This window comes from Faecalibacterium sp. I3-3-33, from assembly GCF_023347295.1.
Taxonomy (GTDB): Bacteria; Bacillota; Clostridia; order Oscillospirales; family Ruminococcaceae; genus Faecalibacterium.
In genome coordinates this window covers 1,823,245-1,841,322 of sequence record NZ_CP094469.1, presented here as the reverse complement: position 1 = coordinate 1,841,322, position 18,078 = coordinate 1,823,245, and the positions used below count along the sequence as shown (strand labels likewise).

The following is an 18,078-nucleotide window of genomic DNA, read 5'->3' as shown; positions in this document are numbered from 1 at the left end:
GATTTTGGATAAGGACAAACTACTATGCCGAACGAACGACGTTATTCCAATGAACTGAATCTGGAGAGCGTGGGCATCAATCTGCCCTACAATATGCAGGCAGAGCAGAGCGTGCTGGGCGCGGTGCTGCTCAAGCCCGACACTCTGACTGATCTGGTGGAGATCATCAAGCCGGAAATGTTCTACACCCGGCAGAACGCCCAGATCTGGACGGAAATGCTGCGCCTGTTCACCAACGACCAGACCATTGATTTTGTCACCCTGCTGGATGCAGTGGTGTCCGATGGTGTGTTCCCCAGCGCAGACGAGGCCAAGATCTATCTGACCGGTCTGGCAGAAACGGTGCCCAGTATCTCCAACGTAAAAGCCTATGCCCAGATCGTGCAGGAAAAATATCTGGTGCGCCAGCTGATGGGCGTTGCCAAGGACATCTTGCAGGACGCCGGGGACGAGCCGGACGCCGACCTTCTGCTGGAAAACGCCGAGCAGCGCATCTACGAGATCCGCTCCGGCCGCGATTCCAGCGCTCTGACCCCGCTTTCGTCCAGCATGGTGGAAACGCTGACCAACCTGCAAAAGATCAGCGGCCCGGATGCGGATAAGTACAAGGGTATTCCCACCGGCTTCCGTCTGCTGGACACCGTGCTTACCGGCCTTGGCCGCGGCGATCTGGTCATTCTGGCAGCCCGTCCCGGTATGGGCAAGACCAGCTTTGCGCTGAACATCGCCACCCGCGTGGCTATGCAGCAAAAGGTGCCGGTGGCCATCTTCAGCTTGGAAATGACCAAGGAGCAGCTGACCAACCGCATCCTCTCGTCGGAGGCCGGCATCGACAGTCAGGCCTTCCGTACCGGTGCGCTGCGCGCGGAGGACTGGGAGTATCTGGCACTGGCCACCGAAAAACTGCACGATGCGCCGATCTATATGGACGATACCTCCGGTATCACTATCACCGAGATGAAGGCCAAGATCCGCCGGGTAAATCAGGACCCTGCCCGTCCCAATGTGGGCCTGATCGTCATCGACTATTTACAGCTGATGACCACCGGCCAGCGCAGTGAGAACCGTGTGCAGGAGATCAGCTCCATCACCCGAAACCTGAAGATCATGGCCAAGGAACTGAACGTGCCTATCATCGCGCTGAGCCAGCTGTCCCGTGCGGTAGAAAAGCAGGGCAACAACTCCAGCCACCGCCCGCAGCTTTCGGACCTGCGCGACTCCGGTTCCATCGAGCAGGACGCAGACTGCGTTCTGTTTTTGTACCGCGATTCCTACTACGCCAGCCAGAACCCGGACGGTGCCGAGGTGGATGCCGATACCGCCGAGTGCATCGTGGCAAAGAACCGTCACGGCGAGACCAGCACCGTGCCGCTGGGCTGGGATGGTGCCCACACCCGCTTTATGGATGTGGACTTCAAGCGCTGATGGATACAGAGATTCTTGCCCGGGTGGCGGATTTCTGCACCCGGGAGGGGCTTTTGCAGCCCGGCGCACCGCAGCATTTGGCAGCAGCAGTCTCCGGCGGGGCAGACAGCATGGCGCTGCTGCTCTTGCTGCGGCAATTGCAGCCGAGGTTTGGCTATACGCTCTCTGCCTGCCATGTGAACCACGGTTTGCGCGGACAGAGCGCCGACCGGGACGAAGCCTTTGTGCGGGCAGAATGCGCCCGCTTGGGCGTGCCGCTGCGGGTGTTCCATGCGGCAGAGCTTGCCCCGCCCCCGGCGCACGCCGGGGAGGACTGGGCGCGCCGTCTGCGCTACACAGCCTTTGCCCGGCTGCAAGAGCAGGGGATAGATGCCATCGCCACGGCCCATACTGCAAATGACCAAGCCGAAACGCTGCTGCTGCGGCTGGCGCGCGGCACCGGGCTGCACGGTGCGGGCGGCATCCGGCCAAGGCGCGGGTGCTACCTGCGCCCGCTGCTCTGCCTGAGCCGTGCCGAGACCGAGGCCGTCTGCCGGGCAGCAGGACAGCCGTGGGTCACCGACGAGACCAACGACACCGACGCCTACGCCCGCAACCGTCTGCGCCACAGCGCCCTGCCTGCGCTGGAAAGCACCAACGCGGCGGCGGTGCAGAATCTGGCACAGTTCTGTGAAAAGGCTGCGCGGGTGGATGCCTACCTTGCCGCAGGGGCTGCAAAGCTTCTGACGGCGGCACGCCTGCCCGGCGCAGAACCGGCGTGGCAGCTTTCGCCTTTGCAGGCGGCAGACCCGCTGCTGCTGGAGACCGCGCTGCACAGCCTTGTGGCTCCGGTGCGGGATGCAGAGGAAAAATATGTGCAGCTGCTGTGCGCCGTGGTGCGGCAGGGCAGCGGCGCAGTACAGCTGACCGGACAGGTGCGCTTTTGCGCAGGGAACGGCTGCCTGCGGCAGGAAACACTGCCGCAAGCGCTGCCCCGCCAGCCGGAGAGCGCGCCGCAGCAAGTGCCCTTTTTGCCCGAAAAACAGCCGGAATTCCGGCTGCGCGGGAGCTGGAAGGGGAAAGCGGAGCTGTTAAAAGCCGATTTTGAAGAAAAAATACAAGTCGTTCATAAAAAAGACTTAAAAAATCGGGCGGATTATGCTAGAATAACTACGTTGTACACTGGCCTTGTACTGCGCGCCCGTCAGCCGGGAGACCGCTTCCGGCCTGCGGGGCGGGGCTTGAGCAAACCGCTGCGCAAGTGGATGAACGAGGCCAATGTCCCGAACGAACTGCGGGATACGCTGCCGCTGCTTGCCAGCGGAAGCGAAATTTTATGGGTGTGTGGAGAAGGCTTTGCCGATGGCCTTGCACCGGACACGGAAAGCAGATGGATCCTGCACTTGGATGCAGAGATCGAAACACAGGAGGAAAAAAACAAATGAGTATGCACGATGATATCAAGACCGTTCTGGTCAGCGAAGAACAGCTGAAGGCCAAGGTGGCAGAGCTGGGCGCTCAGATCAGCCGGGATTATGCCGGTAAAAATCTGGTGCTGGTGTCCATCCTCAAGGGCTCGGTGGTCTTTATGGCCGACCTGATGCGGGCTGTGAGCATCCCCTGCAATATCGACTTTATGGTGGTCTCCAGCTACGGCGGCAGCAACACCACCACCAGCGGTCTGGTCAAGATCATCAAGGATCTGGACGGTGATCTGTCCGGCAAGGATGTGCTGATCGTGGAGGATATTCTGGACACCGGCGTCACCCTGTCCAACCTTGTGCCCATGCTCAAGATGCGCAACCCGAACTCCGTTAAGATCTGCACCATCCTTGATAAGCCCAGCCGCCGCAAGGCCGACATCCAGCCGGATTACGAGGGTTTTCAGGTACCGGACGAGTTTGTGGTGGGCTACGGTCTGGACTACGATGAAAAATACCGCAACCTGCCCTATGTCGGCGTGCTGAAACCCGAGGTCTACACGAAGTAACGTGTCCATTATAAAAATCCAGAACTGGAGTTGATTTTTTTGCAACCGAAGAAACCCCGTTTCAATCCGCTGGTGATCGCCATTGTGCTGGCAGCCGTGCTGATGGTGTGGTCGGTGCTGGGCGGCACCGGCGGCAGCGCCAGCGGCTCCTCTATGGCATATTCCACGGTGGTACACTATTTTGAGAGCAATCAGGTCACCAAATTCTCGCTGGATCTGAACACCGGCGTGATCACCATGACCCTGAAGGAGGGTGCACAGGAGCTGCCCAACGCTGCCGAGCAGAGCACTGCCCAGTCCACGGGCGGGCTGCTTTCCGGCCTGTTGTCCTCCTCTTCCTCTGCCCCCACCGGGGTGAAGAAGAATGAGGACGGCACCGAGACGGTCAGCTATAAGCTGCCTTACGCCCGGATGTTCGTGGATCATGTGTCGGACTACATCGCCCAGTACGATGAAGCTAACCCCGATGCGCCCATGGTGTACGACTATGTGCCCGCCAAGGAGACCATCCCCTGGATGGAGATCCTGTTCTATCTGGCTATGCTGGGCTGCACCGGTTTCCTGCTGTTCTCCATGATGCGCGACGGCGCCGGTGGCGGCGGCATCATGAACGTGGGCAAGGCCAAGGTAAAGGACGAGCACGAGAACAAAAAGACTGCCACCTTTGCCGATGTGGCCGGTGAGGACGAGGAAAAAGAGGAGCTCAAGGAAGTTGTGGAGTTCCTCAAGAGCCCGGATAAGTTCAATACGCTGGGTGCCCGCATCCCCCACGGCGTGCTGCTGGTGGGCCCTCCGGGTACCGGTAAGACCCTGCTGGCGCGTGCCTGTGCAGGCGAGGCCGGGGTGCCCTTCTACTCCATCTCCGGCTCTGACTTTGTGGAAATGTATGTCGGCGTGGGCGCCTCCCGTGTGCGTGACCTGTTCGATAAGGCCAAAAAGACCATGCCCTGCATCATCTTTATTGATGAGATCGATGCCGTGGGTCGTCAGCGCGGCGCAGGTCTGGGCGGCGGTCACGATGAGCGCGAGCAGACTTTGAACCAGCTGCTGGTGGAGATGGACGGCTTTGAAGCCAACGACGGCATCATCGTCATGGCCGCCACCAACCGTGCCGACATTCTGGATAAGGCACTGCTGCGTCCCGGCCGCTTTGACCGTCAGGTCTATGTAGGCCTGCCGGATGTCAAGGGACGCGAGGAGATCCTGAAGGTGCATACCCGCAATAAGCCTCTTGCGCCGGACGTCTCCCTGAAGGTCATCGCCCAGCGCACCGCCGGTTTTGCCGGTGCAGACCTTGAGAACCTTGTCAACGAGGCCGCGCTGCTGGCAGCCCGCCGCAACCGCAAGGCTATTACCATGGAGGACATCGAGGAAGCATCCATGAAGGTGATGGCTGGCCCCGAGAAGAAGAGCCGCGTGGTCACCCCGGAGGAGAAAAAACTCACCGCCTACCACGAGGCCGGTCACGCAGTGGCAGGCTTCTACTGCAAGCACCACCCCCGCGTGCACGAGATCACCATCATCCCGCGCGGTCAGGCCGGTGGCTATACCATGTATCTGCCTGAAAAGGATCGCAGCTATGTGACCAAGGGCGAGATGTTTGAGGACATCGTGTCCAGCTTGGGCGGCCGCGTGGCCGAGCAGCTGATCCTGGAGGACATCTCCACTGGTGCCTCCAACGACCTGCAGCAGGCTACCAACATCGCCCGCCAGATGATCACCCGTTACGGTTTCTCCGAGCGTCTGGGCCCTGTGGTCTACGGTACCTCGCAGGAGGAGACTTTCCTTGGCCGCGACTTTGGTCAGGGCAAGGGCTACAGCGAGACCACTGCTGCCGAGATCGACAGCGAGACCCGTGATATCATCGACGAGGCTTATGAGACCTGCCGCCGCACCCTGACGGAGCACATCGACCAGCTTCATGCGCTGGCCAAGGCTCTGATGGAGCGCGAAAAGCTCAACGAGGAGCAGTTCAACACCATTATGGCCGGCGGCACCCTGCCCCCCTGCGAGGACGCAAAGCCCGAGCAGGCGCAGCCCGACCAGACCGTGCAGCCTGCCCCGGTGCAGCCCGCAGAGCCTGCGGAGACCGCTGAGCGTGCCGAACCCGCCGAGCAGGCCGAGCCTGCCCAGCCGGAAGTGCCGCAGCCGGATGCCCCGGAGCAGCAGGACTAAGCTTTTTTAGGAAAGGAGCGAGCATCGTGGAGGAAAATTTTAACCCGGTCGCCCAGACCCGTGCAAACTATTATACTCCCGGCAGCCCGGTGCAGTTCGTCTGCGTGGAGCTGCTCAAGGGGGACGTCAGCGGCGAGCACGCTGTCTGCCTGACCTTCAAGAATATTTCCCGCGTGACCCTGACCGCACTGGAGATCCATTTCAAGTGCAAGGGCGTGGACGGTGTGATCCTGTGCGAGGATAAGTTCGAGTACCGGGATCTTCAGGTAAAGCCCGGCGAGCTGTTCGGGCAGGACGATGCCGTGTTCATCACGGCAAAGGCCATCACCAGCGTGGATGTTTCGCTGTGCAATGTGTACAACGGCAAGCGCGTGGTGCATCTGGACGGCATCAAGCGTGTGCGCCTGCCTGCACCCCGCCGTTTGGCTCCGGAGCTGCAAAAGGCGCTGGAAGCCCGCATGAACCGCACCGGGCTCAAGTATCAGCCGCAGGTGTTCGAAAACGGCTGGTACTGCGCCTGCGGTGCCTTCCACCCCACCGAGGAGGACACCGTGTACTGCTCGGAGTGCGGCTGTGACCGCATTCTGCTGCAGAACGCGCTGAACACCCTGTTGCAGCCCGCCGCCCCGGCAGACGAGATGGAAATGCCTCTCAGCGCCCCGGCGGCTCCCGCAGCGCCCGCTGCGGTGGAGGAGCCTACCCGCATCGTGGGTGCCGCCCCTGCCGCCCCGGCAGCGCCCGTAGAGGAACCCACCCGGGTCATGGGCGCAGCGGCTTACCAGCCGAAGGCTGCCCCCGTCCAGCCCATCTCGGAGCCTACCCGGGTGCTGGATGCCTCTGTCCGCACACCGTATTCCGGCGCTGCTGCGGCAGACGAGGGCACCCGTGTGATGCCTGCCGCCGCCCGCCGTCCGGCACCGGCTCCGGTGCGTCAGCCCGAGCCCATGGAGGAGGAGTACGAGGAGTACGAGGACAGCCGGGACAGCGTGGCAGAAGCGCTGATCCGCTGGGTGCCGCCCATTACGGCCATCCTGTGCGCAGCTATCGCGCTATGCGGCTTTGTGTACTACCAGTTCGTGCTGTAATATAAGTTCATCCCGGCGGAGGGGGCAGCGTGCCTTCTCCGCCTTTTGTGTACATTGCACAGAAAGGAAAATACTATGCCGGAACAAGCTTTACAGGTGGCTTTTGAGATCAAGACTGCCTGCGATGAGATCAGCCGCCGCCTGCTGCGCTGGCACTGGGAGCGCAAGCCCGGGGCGCACAGTCTGGATGCGTTGCTGGAACATATCGCCGCCCGCAAGCAGGAAAGCCCGGATTACTACGACCGTATGCCGGACCTTTCCGGCAAGACCAGCTGGCAGCAGCTGGACACCACCCTGTGTATGCGGGTGCTGCTGGACCCGGAAACTGACGCCGCCCGCCCGCTGGACCTGCTGGGCAACACGGTGCATCCCTCTGCCGCCCGCCATGCCTGCAACGCCATCCGCACCGCCCGCAACGAAGCTGCCCACGCGGCAGTTGCAGCGGACGGCGCACAGGCAGCCCTGCTGTTCAATGAAGCCATCGAGGCTTTGGAAGAGGGCTACGCCGGTACCGCCTTTAAGGAAAACGAGCTGGCGCAGTATTACCGCGAAGCCGAGGATTACCTGAGCCGGTGCAGCGAGGGCAAGCCACTTAAGGCACGCCAAAGCAGCCCGCAGAACGCGCAGCAGGGGAAAACAGCCGCCCGCAGCAAGCCCCGCAGCGCACAGCAGCCCCGCAGCACCAAAAGCACTGCCGGGCGGCAGAACGCCTCTGCCCGCAGCCGCAGCACCGGTACAAAACAGAGCCGCAGCACGGCGTCCCGCGGCAAAAAGCAGCAGACCGGCGGCGAGAGCAGGACAGCGCTGGTCATTATTCTGGCAGCGCTGGTGCTGGGACTTATCGCACGCGCTATCAGCATGGGACTTGTGTAAGCGCAACGGTGTTCGCAATTCTGGTGGTAAATCGAAAAGCAAAATCGTTTGGATTGTGTAAAGTCACCAAAAAAGCAGCGGATGGCTCCGTAGAAAAACGGTCATTGCACCTCTTGCGGGAAATCTGAAACGGATTTATAATAAGCATGAAAACGTTTACACATTGCCACCGGAGAGGGAACGGAGAAAATACCCCATGACCATCAGTGATATTGCAAAGATGGCAGGCGTTTCCAGTGCTGCGGTCAGCCGCTATTTAAATGGCGGCCCCCTCAGCGAGCAGAAGCGTGCCGTGATACAAGCCGTAGTGGAAAAAACCGGTTACAGCCCGGACACTGCCGCCCAGACCCTGCGCACCGGCAAGGTGCGTCAGGTGGGGGTCATTGTGCCCAGTATCAGCTCCCAGTCGGTGGGGCAGATCATCAGCGGCATTGCAGCCGAGCTGAGCGCAAGTCGCTACCTGATGCTGCTGGCCGACACCGAGCTGGACGAGCAGATGGAGCTGGAATATCTTACAGCATTGCAGCGCAACCATGTGGCGGGGATCATTCTGCTGGGCTGTGATAACAGCCCGCAGCTGTGCATGGCATTGAAAGACTGCCGCGTGCCTGTGGTGGTAACAGGGCAGCGCTTTGCAGACCTGCCTTGCGTTTATAACGATGACCGTGCTGCCGCCCGCGACCTGACCCGGAAGATGCTGGAGCATGGCCGGAAGAATATCGTGTACATCGGCGGCAGCGAGCAGGACGCCGCCACCGGCATTGCACGCCGTCAGGGTGTGCAGGATGCGTTGCGGGAGGTGGGACTAAACGCGGACGGTCTGCCCCGCGCCTGCTGCACCGCCTTTTCCATGGAAGAGGGGCACCGCTGCATGGAGGAACTGCTGGCGCGCTGCCCGCAGCTGGACGGTGTGGTCTGCGTGACCGACACTGTGGCCTTTGGTGCGTTGCAGGTGTTGCGCGCTGCCGGACGCAAAGTAGGGCAGGATGTCGGCCTTGCCGGCATCGGAGACAACTGGGCAGGCAAGGTGGTGGAACCCGGCCTGACCACCATCCGCTTCTATCAGCGGCAGGTAGGGCAGGAGGCCGCCCGGATGCTGCTGCAAAGCTTGGAGCACACCGGGCCGGACGCTGCGCCGGTGCGCCAGACTACGCTGGGCTATACGTTGGTAGAGCGCGGCTCACTGTAAAAAAAGAGGAACGAATGAAACAAAAACTGATTTTTTTAGATATCGATGGAACCCTGCTGCCCCCGGGTGAGATGCTGATCCCCCAAAGCACGGTGGAGGCGCTGCGCAAGGCACACGCCAACGGCCACAAGCTGTTTTTGTGCACCGGGCGCAATCTGCGTATGACCCAGCCTTTGCTGGATTACGGCTTTGACGGCGCAGTGTGCAGCGCCGGCGGCTATGTGTTCTGCGGGGACAAGGTGCTGGTAGACCTGCCTATGGAGCCGCAGCTGGCAGAGGGTGTGCGCAGCGCCATGGAGCGCAACGGCGTAGAGTGCACGCTGGAAGCGCGGGATGCCACCTACGGCAGCCTGAAGATGATCGAGCGCTGGAGCTTTACCCACCGGGATGCAGGCCCCCTGAACAGCGAAGCCGCCCGCTGGCGCAAGGCCATGGAGGACGGCATGACCATCAGTTCGCTGGCTGATTACAAGGGCGAGCCGCTGTATAAGATCGTGTATATCGCGGAGCACAGCGAGGACTTGGACGAAGCGAAGCGCCTGTACGAGGATCGCTTTGTGTTCTGCGAGAGCAAGCTGGACGGTCTGGACGGCGGCTATGTGAACGGCGAACTCATCAACCGTAGGTTTGATAAGGGACGCGGCATCAAGGCCGTCTGCGACTATCTCGGCGTGTCCCTGCAGGACAGCATCGGCTTTGGCGACAGTGACAACGACCTGCAAATGACCGACGTGGTCGGCATCAGCGTCTGTATGGCCAACGGCTCTGCAAGCCTGAAGCAGCGCTGCGACCGCATTGCCCCCTCGGTGTATGAGGACGGTATTGCCAAGGAGTTTGCAGCCTTGGGGCTGATTTGAGATTTCTTTTAGTAAAAACAGGGCAGGGGAACATCCGCAGACGTTCCCCTGCCCTAAAATTATAAATAATACTTTCGCATCATTTTGTAACAAAAAGAGCGCTGCACGGTATTTTGTGCGGCGCTCTCTTTATATTGACAGATCAGTAGTGCAGATCCTCTGCGGTCAGGCCTTCCAGCACAGGCAGCATGGCAGCAGCTTCGGCCTTGGCGGCGGGCAGATCCATATCGCGGTAGTTGCCGCACTCCACCTCGCTGGCACCGGGCACAGCGCCCTCAAAGTCGGCCATAAAGCGGTAGGCATCCACCGTCAGCTGCAATGCCTGCGCCGGGGTCAGACCCCGGGTAAGCAGGTAAAAGCCGGTGCGGCAGCCCATGGGGCCAACATAGATCACCCCGTCCTTCACAGCGCTGTTGCGCGCGTAGGTGGCAAACAGGTGCTCCAGCGTGTGGGCGGCAGCGGTGGTCAGGTAATCGCCCTGATTAGGCTTCTTCATGCGGATGTCCCAAGTGAGCACATCGCCGTCCTGACGGCTCAGGTACATGCCGCGCTCCAGCCGGGTGTGATCCACGCAAAAGCTTGCGATACGTTCCATACTACGGTTCTCCTTTATCAGCCCTGCAGGCGCTGCACACTGCCGTGTGCGCAGTCCACAGCCACCATCAGACCATCGCGGATGTGGCTGGTAGCACCGGCGGCACCCACAACGGTGGGCTTCAGCAGTGCCTTGCCGGCAATGGCAGCGTGGCTGTTCAGGCCGGGCTCCTCTACCACCAGAGCGGCAGCGTCGCGCACAAAGCTCAGCATCTCGTTGCTGGTGGAGGGCACCACCAGCACCATGCCGGGCTTGAACTTGGCGCGCACCTCGTCCATGGTGCGGCAGACGCAGGCCTTGCCGCTGGCAACATCGTTGTTCTCGGGGCCGACACCCACGCCGGTGGCCAGACAGTTGCCCACCATGTGGATCTTGATCATGTTGGTGGTGCCGGAAACGCCCACGGGCACGCCTGCGGTCACAACAGCCAGCTCGCCGTTGTGCAGGTAGCCGTTCTCCTTGGCCAGAGCGGTGGACATCTCGATCAGCTCATCGGTGCTGTGTGCCAGAGACATCATCAGCGGGGTGATGCCCCAGCTCAGAGACAGCTGACGCTGCACCTGCTCGCGCATGACGCAGGCAATGATGGGCTGCTGCGGGCGGTACTTGCTCAGCAGGCGGGCGGTGGTGCCGGACTCGGACACGGTCACGATGGCGGCGGCGTTCACGTCCCGTGCGGTCAGGCAGGCAGCATGGGCGGTAGCGTCAGAGACGCTGATCTTGCCGGGGTTGAAATCCATCGTGCGGCCGCGCAGATGGAAGCCCTCCTGCTCGGTGCGCTCAGCGATGGCGGACATGGTCTTGAGCGCCTCCACGGGGTAGGCACCGGCAGCGGTCTCACCGGACAGCATGATAGCAGAGGTGCCGTCGTAGATGGCGTTTGCCACGTCCGAGATCTCGGCGCGGGTGGGGCGGGGGTTCACCATCATGCTGTCCAGCATCTGGGTAGCGGTGACGATGGGCTTGCCGAAGGAGAAGGAGCGGTCGATGATGGTCTTCTGGATGCCGGGCAGCTCAGTGAAGTCGATCTCCACGCCCAGATCACCACGAGCCACCATCACGGCGTCGGCAGCAGCCAGAATGCTGTCGATGTTGTTCACGCCCTCGCGGTTCTCGATCTTTGCAATGATGCGGATGTTGGAATCGTACTGGTTCAGCAGGTTGCGGATATCGTACACGTCCTGTGCGGTGCGCACAAAGGAGGCAGCGATGAAATCGTAACCCTGCTGGATGCCGAAGATGATGTCATCCTTATCGCGCTGGCTCATATACGGCATAGACAGGTGCACGCCGGGCACGTTGACGCCCTTCTTGTTCTTGATCTTGCCGCTGTTCAGTACGGTGCAGACGATGTCGGTGTCGTTCACGGTCTGGATCTGCAGCTTGATCAGGCCGTCGTCCAGCATGATGGTGCCGTTCGGCTCCACGTCCATGGGCAGATCCTTGTAGGTGATGGAGCAGATCTCGTTGGTGCCCTCCACATCGCGGGTGGTCAGGGTAAAGGTCTGGCCGGCAACCAGATTCTCAACGCCGTTCTTGAAGTCCTTCAGGCGGATCTCGGGACCCTTGGTGTCCAGCAGTGCGGCCACGGGCTTACCCAGCTCCTCGCGCAGAGCCTTCAGCTTTTCAAGGCGACCCAGATGCTCCTCGTGGGAACCGTGGGAAAAATTGAAGCGGGCTACGTTCATGCCGTTGGCGATCAGATCGCGCAGCACGCCTTCCTTATCGGTGGAAGGGCCAAGGGTGCAAATAATTTTCGTCTTTCTCATGCAATATACCTCCGTCAACTCTCTCTTACCTATATCCGGCACAGCATCCCTGCAGGCTGCTGTGTATGACCAATGGGAGCAAAAGCTCTCGGTACAGCGGGTCGGTTTGTATGGCAGAGCGGGAAAACCCAAAACTCTACCAACTATTATTATAATCATTCCGGTGCAAGAGAGCAAGAGGAATTTTTGCTTGAATACAAGTTTTTACAGTTGTTTATGCCTGCAGGAGGGATTGCAAAACTTTTAACGATGCGCCGCGGCTTTCCGTGCGTTGCCTGACAGGGGAAAACTGCTGCAAAACGTAAAAACTGATTAGAGCGCACAAGGCCGCTTCCTCTTGCATCCGAGGGGCTTTTTGCTTATAATAAGGGTAATAAAGTAGTACTGTTCCGGGGTGCGCCCCGGAGAAATGGAGTGACCACTATGGAAAAACGCGTTTTTCTGATCGTGCTGGACAGCTTTGGCATCGGCGCAGAGCCGGACGCCGCCGCCTTCGGCGATGCAGGCACCAACACCTTGGGTGCCATTGCGAACCACCCCAATTTCAACTGTCCCAATCTGCGCAAGCTGGGTTTGTTCAACATTGACGGCGTAACCGCAGGGGAAAAGACGGATGTCCCGGCGGCGGCCTTTGCCCGCCTGCAGGAGCAGAGCATGGGCAAGGATACCACCATCGGCCACTGGGAGATCGCCGGTGTGGTCAGCCCGGAGCCGCTGCCCACCTTCCCTGAGGGCTTCCCGGAGGAGCTGATCCGGGAGTATGAGCAAAAAACCGGCCACAAGGTGCTGTGCAACAAGCCCTATTCCGGCACGCAGGTGCTGAAGGACTACGGCGAGCAGGCTATGCGGGAAAACGCCCTCATCGTCTACACCAGCGCCGACAGTGTTTTTCAGGTCGCTGCCAACGAGGAACTTGTGCCGGTGCAGGAGCTGTACCGTTACTGCGAGATTGCCCGGGAAATGCTCAAGGGCAAATACGGCGTAGGACGCGTGATCGCCCGCCCCTTCCTTGGCAACAGCGCGGATACCTTCTACCGCACCACCAACCGCCACGACCTGAGCCTGAAGCCGCCCCGCGCTACTATGCTGGATCTGCTGAAGGATGCCGGTAGGGACGTGATCGCCGTGGGCAAGATCTACGATATCTTTGACGGCGAGGGTGTGACCGAAAAAATCAAGACCACCGGCAACACCAACGGCATCGCCTTTACCAAGGCCTTGCAGACCCGGGATTTTGAAGGCCTTGCCTTCGTGAATCTGGTGGACTTTGATATGCTCTACGGCCACCGCCGTGACGTGGCAGGCTACGCTGCCGCCGCCACCGAGTTCGACCGTTTTCTGGCCGACTTCCTGCCGGGGATGCGGGAGGGCGACCTGCTCATGATCACCGCCGACCACGGCTGTGACCCCTCCTACACCAAGACCACCGACCATACCCGTGAGTATGTGCCGTATCTGGTCTGCGGCAAGGGCGTAAAGGCGGGTACGGATCTGGGCACCAAGCTGTGCTTCGGCACCATCGCCCAGACCATCTGCGAATATCTGGATGTGGACGCTTCCACGCTGGACGGCAAGAGCGTATGGCAGGAGATCCGGGCATAAAACGCCCCAAAAGCTATAAGAACAGGAGCATGAAACGATGCGTATTTATGATCTGATCGCAAAAAAGCGGGATGGCGGCACCCACACCCGGGAGGAGCTGGAGGCCATTATCAACGGCTTTGTCTGCGGGGATGTGACCGACTACCAGATGGCCGCATGGATGATGGCGGTGTACCTGCGCGGCATGACCAACGAGGAGACCGCCGAGTTGACCGATGTAATGGCGCACAGCGGCGTGATGGTAGACCTTTCGCCCATTCCGGGCATCAAGGTGGACAAGCACTCTACCGGCGGCGTGGGCGATAAGACCACGCTGGTCATCGCGCCCATCGTGGCAGCCTGCGGGGTGAAGATCGCCAAAATGAGCGGCCGGGGTCTCGGCCACACCGGCGGCACCATCGATAAGATGGAGAGCGTGCCCGGCACAAAGACCGCCCTCTCGCAGGAGGAATTTTTTGCACAGGTGAACCGGATCGGCCTGTCGGTCATTGGCCAGAGCGAGGGCATCGCCGTGGCAGATAAAAAAATGTATGCCCTGCGGGACGTTACCGCCACCGTCAGCTGCATTCCGCTGATTGCCTCCAGCATCATGTCCAAAAAGCTGGCCTCCGGCTCAGACGCCATCCTGCTGGACGTCACCACCGGCACCGGTGCTTTTATGAAAACTGTGGACCAGAGCATTGAGCTGGCGCAGCTGATGGTTGCCATCGGCACCCACCATGGCCGCCGGGTAGCCGCCATGATCACCGATATGGATACCCCGTTGGGGCACAACATCGGCAATAGTCTGGAAGTGATGGAGAGCATGGATGTGCTCAAGGGCCACGGCCCGGCAGACCTGACCGAGGTGTGCCTGCAATTGGCAGCCAACATGCTGGTGCTGGCAGGCAAGGGCGATGCCGCCCACTGCCGCGCCATGGCCGAAGCTGTCATTGCGGACGGCTCTGCCTTTGAAAAGTGCAAGGAAATGTTTGCCGCACAGGGCGGCGACATCCGTGTACTGGATGATTACAGCCTGTTTGCACAGCCCGCCGCCAGCTACGAGCTGCTGGCCGAGCAGGACGGCTACATTGTGGCCAACGATGCCGAAAAAATCGGCTCTGCCAGTGTGCTGCTGGGCGCAGGTCGCCAGAAAAAGGGCGACCCGCTGGACTTTGCCGCTGGTATCACCCTGCACAAAAAGCGCGGTGACTATGTCCATAAGGGCGAAAGCCTTGCTACTTTTTACGGCGCGGCGGACAAGTTTGAAGCTGCCGCCGCCGAGTACCGCAGCGGCCTTGTGTACGGCGCGGAAAAGCCGGAGGAAGCCCCGCTGGTGTACGCCCTTGTCACCAAGGACGGCGTAGAGCGGTACTGAGACCGGACAGCAGGGGAGACCTGCTTTTCGCAAAAATGCAAGGCCGGGCAGCCCGCAGGCGGCCCGGCCTTGCTCCTATAACAATAATTTTTTCGGTTGCTCCAAGGGGTTGCTGCGCAAAAGCTGTGCGGCAGCCTTTTTTTTGCGCTTTCACGCTGAAAACAGGCCATTTTGCACAAAGGAACGGTCGCTTTTTAAGCATTTCGCTGTATTTGCGGGTCAAACGGTAGAACTTTGCAAAGGGATATGGTATACTATACCGTACTTGTATGCCCCGGGAAAAGGGGCTGCCAAAGGAGAAAGGACTTGTTATGAAGATCATTCTGGTGGGCGGCGGCAAGGTCGGCACGGCTCTGGCGCGCCAGCTCAGCGAGGAAGGCCACAACGTGACTGTGGTGGACACCAACAAAGCGCGCGTGGAGCACCTGACCGAAAGCTACGACGTGCTGGGCATCGTGGGCAATGGCTCGTCCATCACCACCTTGTCCGAGGCGGGCATTGAGGATGCGGACGTGTTCATCGCGGTCACCGGCTCGGACGAACTGAACCTGCTTTGCTGTATGTTTGCCAAAAAGGCGGGGCATTGCCACGGCATTGCCCGTGTGCGCAACCCGTCTTACAGCCATGAGCTGGACTTTATCAAAAAGCAGATCGGCATTTCCGCCATCATCAACCCGGAAATGGCAGCGGCAAAGGAGATCTCCCATCTGCTGCGGTTCCCCGGTGCCAGCAAGATCGATACCTTTGCGGACGGCCGTGTGCGGCTGATCAAGTTTGCGCTGCCCGATGCGCTGGACGGCGTAGCCATCCGCGAGATCCCCACCCGGCTCAAGAGCGATATTCTGGTGTGCGCAGTAGAGCGTGAGGGCGGGGTCATCATCCCCAACGGTAACTTCGTGCTGCAAAAGGGCGATCAGGTCACCTTCCTTGCCACGCAGGAAAAGGCGCACGCCTTCTTCCAGCAGCTGCATCTGCCGGTGCAGCCGGTGCGCAACGCCCTGATCGTGGGCGGCGGTGCCATTGCCTACTACCTCAGTCAGGAGCTGCTGGAAAACCATGTGCGGGTGCGTATCGTGGAGCGGGATGCAGCCCGCTGCGTGGAACTGGCCGAGCAGCTGCCCGGTGCACAGATTTTAAATGAGGACGGCTCCAACCGCGAGTTTCTGCTTTCCGAGGGTCTGGAATCCACCGAAGCTTTTGTGGCGCTGACCAACATCGACGAAGAGAACGTGCTGCTGACCCTGTTTGCCAAAAAGCACTCCAACGGCAAACTGGTGACCAAGGTCAACCGTCTGGAATTTGACGATATTCTGGCCGGGCTGGATCTGGGCAGCGTGGTCTACCCCAAGTACATGACCTGTGACTACATCGTGCAATACGTCCGCGCCCTGCAAAACGAGGCGGGCAACAACATCAAGACCCTGTACCGCATTCTGGACGACCGCGTGGAAGCGCTGGAATTTACGGTGCACGAGGAGAGCGCCGCTACCGGTGTGCCCCTGAGCCAGCTGCACCTGAAAAAGAACCTGCTGCTGTGCTGCATTACCCGCGGCAGCAAGATCCTGATCCCCCGCGGCGGCGACCAAATTCAAGTGGGCGACAACGTCATCGTGGTCACGCTGGAGCATGGTCTGCACGACCTGCGCGATATCGTGGAGCACTGACGGAGGCGGACTATGAATTATGCGATCGTTTTCCGTCTGCTGGGCTATGTGCTGATGATCGAGGGCGCGTTGCTGCTGCTGCCCGCCGCCGCCAGCTTAGTGTATGGCGAGTGGATGGTGCTGGGCGTGTTTCTGCTCACAGCAGCCGTCAGCGCCGGTATCGGCTACGCCCTGCACACCATCAAGCCCCGCAGTAAGGTGTTCTACATGCGCGAGGGCTTTGCGGCTACCTCGCTGTGCTGGGTGTTCATCTCGGTGATGGGCGCGGTGCCCTTTGTGCTCACCGGCTACATCCCGAACCCCGTGGATGCCCTGTTTGAGACAGTCTCCGGCTTTACCACCACCGGTGCCAGCATTCTGCCAGCCGTAGAGGGGCTGCCCAACGGTATTCTGTTCTGGCGCAGCTTTACCCACTGGATCGGCGGCATGGGCGTTCTGGTGTTTCTGCTCTCGCTGCTGCCGCTGACCGGCGGATCCCACGTCAACCTGATGAAAGCCGAAAGCCCCGGCCCGCAGGTGGACAAGCTGGTGCCTAAGGTACAGTCCACCGCTAAAATTCTGTACGGCATCTACTTTGCCCTTACCATGCTGGAGCTGGTGTTCCTGCTGCTTGGAGGAATGCCCCTGTTCGAAGCCCTGCTCACCGCCTTTGGTACGGCAGGCACCGGCGGCTTCGGCTTCCGCAACGACAGCTTTGCCAGCTTTTCGCCCTACATCCAGTGGGTCGTGACCATCTTCATGATCCTGTTCGGCGTCAACTTCAACGCCTACTTCCTGCTGCTCATGCGCAAGTTCCGCCGCGCTGCTGCCAGCGAGGAAGTGCGGGGCTACTTTGTGGTCATCGCAGTGGCAGTAGGCATCATCACTGCCAATATTTATAGTATGTACAACAGCTTTGGCGAGGCGCTGCGGCAGGCCGCTTTTCAGGTGGGCTCCATCATCACCACCACCGGCTTCTCCAGCTGCGATTTTGACCTGTGGCCGACCCTCTCTAAAGAGATTCTGGTCATGCTCATGTTCATTGGCGCCTGCGCCGGCAGTACCGGCGGCGGCATCAAAGTGAGCCGTTTCCTCATTCTGGGCAAGACCTTGGCTAAGGAACTCAAGACCGCCCTGCACCCGCAGGTGGTAGCGCCCGCTCGCATGGACGGCAAGCTGCTGAACCACGAGACCATCCGCACCACCAACGTGTTCATTGCGGCCTATATCTTTATCTTTGCGGCCTCCTTTTTCCTGATCAGTCTGAACGGCTTTGATATGGTGACGAACTTTACCGCCGTGGCGGCTACCCTGAACAACATCGGCCCGGGCTTGGAAATGGCAGGCCCCATGCAGAACTTCGGCTGCTTTGCAGACCCCGCAAAGCTGGTGCTGATCTTTGATATGCTTGCCGGTCGTCTGGAGATCTTCCCCATGTTGGTGCTGTTCATGCCGGATACATGGCGGCGGTTCTGAGTGCTTTTGGAGCGGGGTAAACCCGCCTCTCTGCCATCCCTGCATGATTCCCGCTCCCCCTTT

14 protein-coding genes are annotated in these 18,078 nt (G+C 60.3%); 12 read left to right on the top strand and 2 right to left on the bottom strand.

The annotated features are described in order from the left end of the window. Nucleotides 1-24: 24 nt before the first annotated feature. The 8 genes from dnaB to MTP39_RS08675 all read left to right on the top strand — a co-directional run bounded on the left by dnaB (nt 25) and on the right by MTP39_RS08675 (nt 9,573). Entirely contained in the window at nt 25-1,425 is a 1,401-nt protein-coding gene (gene dnaB / locus MTP39_RS08710) for a replicative DNA helicase (protein WP_015537881.1), read from the top strand. Then, a complete protein-coding gene (tilS, locus tag MTP39_RS08705; RefSeq protein ID WP_249240226.1) occupies nt 1,425-2,849 on the top strand; it encodes a tRNA lysidine(34) synthetase TilS in 1,425 nt (474 codons plus the stop codon). Before dnaB ends, tilS begins: the two co-directional genes overlap by 1 nt. Continuing rightward, the gene (hpt, locus tag MTP39_RS08700; protein ID WP_044960265.1) at nt 2,846-3,394 is read left to right on the top strand and encodes a hypoxanthine phosphoribosyltransferase; all 549 of its coding nucleotides are present in this window, start codon (nt 2,846-2,848) and stop codon (nt 3,392-3,394) included. Before tilS ends, hpt begins: the two co-directional genes overlap by 4 nt. Before the next feature lie 30 nt (nt 3,395-3,424). After that, a complete protein-coding gene (gene ftsH / locus MTP39_RS08695) occupies nt 3,425-5,569 on the top strand; it encodes an ATP-dependent zinc metalloprotease FtsH (protein ID WP_249240225.1) in 2,145 nt (714 codons plus the stop codon). 26 nt (nt 5,570-5,595) lie between these two features. After that, nucleotides 5,596-6,654: a hypothetical protein gene (locus MTP39_RS08690; RefSeq protein ID WP_249240224.1), complete on the top strand. Its 1,059-nt coding sequence runs from the start codon at nt 5,596-5,598 to the stop codon at nt 6,652-6,654. A 75-nt stretch (nt 6,655-6,729) separates the two neighbouring features. Next, nucleotides 6,730-7,527, top strand: a complete 798-nt coding sequence (locus tag MTP39_RS08685; protein ID WP_249240223.1) for a hypothetical protein — start codon at nt 6,730-6,732, stop codon at nt 7,525-7,527. 196 nt (nt 7,528-7,723) lie between these two features. After that, nucleotides 7,724-8,716 carry a LacI family DNA-binding transcriptional regulator gene (locus MTP39_RS08680; protein WP_249240222.1) on the top strand — a complete coding sequence of 331 codons (993 nt, stop codon included), beginning with the start codon at nt 7,724-7,726 and terminating at the stop codon, nt 8,714-8,716. A 14-nt stretch (nt 8,717-8,730) separates the two neighbouring features. Next, a complete protein-coding gene (locus tag MTP39_RS08675) occupies nt 8,731-9,573 on the top strand; it encodes an HAD family hydrolase (RefSeq protein ID WP_249240221.1) in 843 nt (280 codons plus the stop codon). 142 nt (nt 9,574-9,715) lie between these two features. Here MTP39_RS08675 and MTP39_RS08670 read toward each other — a convergent pair whose 3' ends face one another. After that, the gene (locus MTP39_RS08670) at nt 9,716-10,168 is read right to left on the bottom strand and encodes an S-ribosylhomocysteine lyase (protein ID WP_249240220.1); all 453 of its coding nucleotides are present in this window, start codon (nt 10,166-10,168) and stop codon (nt 9,716-9,718) included. 17 nt (nt 10,169-10,185) lie between these two features. After that, the gene (gene pyk / locus MTP39_RS08665; RefSeq protein ID WP_249240219.1) at nt 10,186-11,937 is read right to left on the bottom strand and encodes a pyruvate kinase; all 1,752 of its coding nucleotides are present in this window, start codon (nt 11,935-11,937) and stop codon (nt 10,186-10,188) included. A gap of 423 nt (nt 11,938-12,360) precedes the next feature. Between pyk and MTP39_RS08660 the strand changes: the two genes are divergently transcribed. From MTP39_RS08660 to MTP39_RS08645, 4 genes are all read left to right on the top strand, one after another. Beyond that, nucleotides 12,361-13,539 carry a phosphopentomutase gene (locus MTP39_RS08660; protein ID WP_249240218.1) on the top strand — a complete coding sequence of 393 codons (1,179 nt, stop codon included), beginning with the start codon at nt 12,361-12,363 and terminating at the stop codon, nt 13,537-13,539. Between the two features lie 37 nt (nt 13,540-13,576). Beyond that, complete coding sequence (locus tag MTP39_RS08655; RefSeq protein WP_249240217.1) at nt 13,577-14,896, top strand: thymidine phosphorylase; 1,320 nt, start codon at nt 13,577-13,579, stop codon at nt 14,894-14,896. Nucleotides 14,897-15,207: 311 nt separating this feature from the next. Next, complete coding sequence (gene trkA / locus MTP39_RS08650) at nt 15,208-16,560, top strand: Trk system potassium transporter TrkA (RefSeq protein ID WP_055185070.1); 1,353 nt, start codon at nt 15,208-15,210, stop codon at nt 16,558-16,560. Between the two features lie 12 nt (nt 16,561-16,572). Continuing rightward, the gene (locus MTP39_RS08645; protein WP_249240216.1) at nt 16,573-18,015 is read left to right on the top strand and encodes a TrkH family potassium uptake protein; all 1,443 of its coding nucleotides are present in this window, start codon (nt 16,573-16,575) and stop codon (nt 18,013-18,015) included. Nucleotides 18,016-18,078 lie beyond the last annotated feature (63 nt).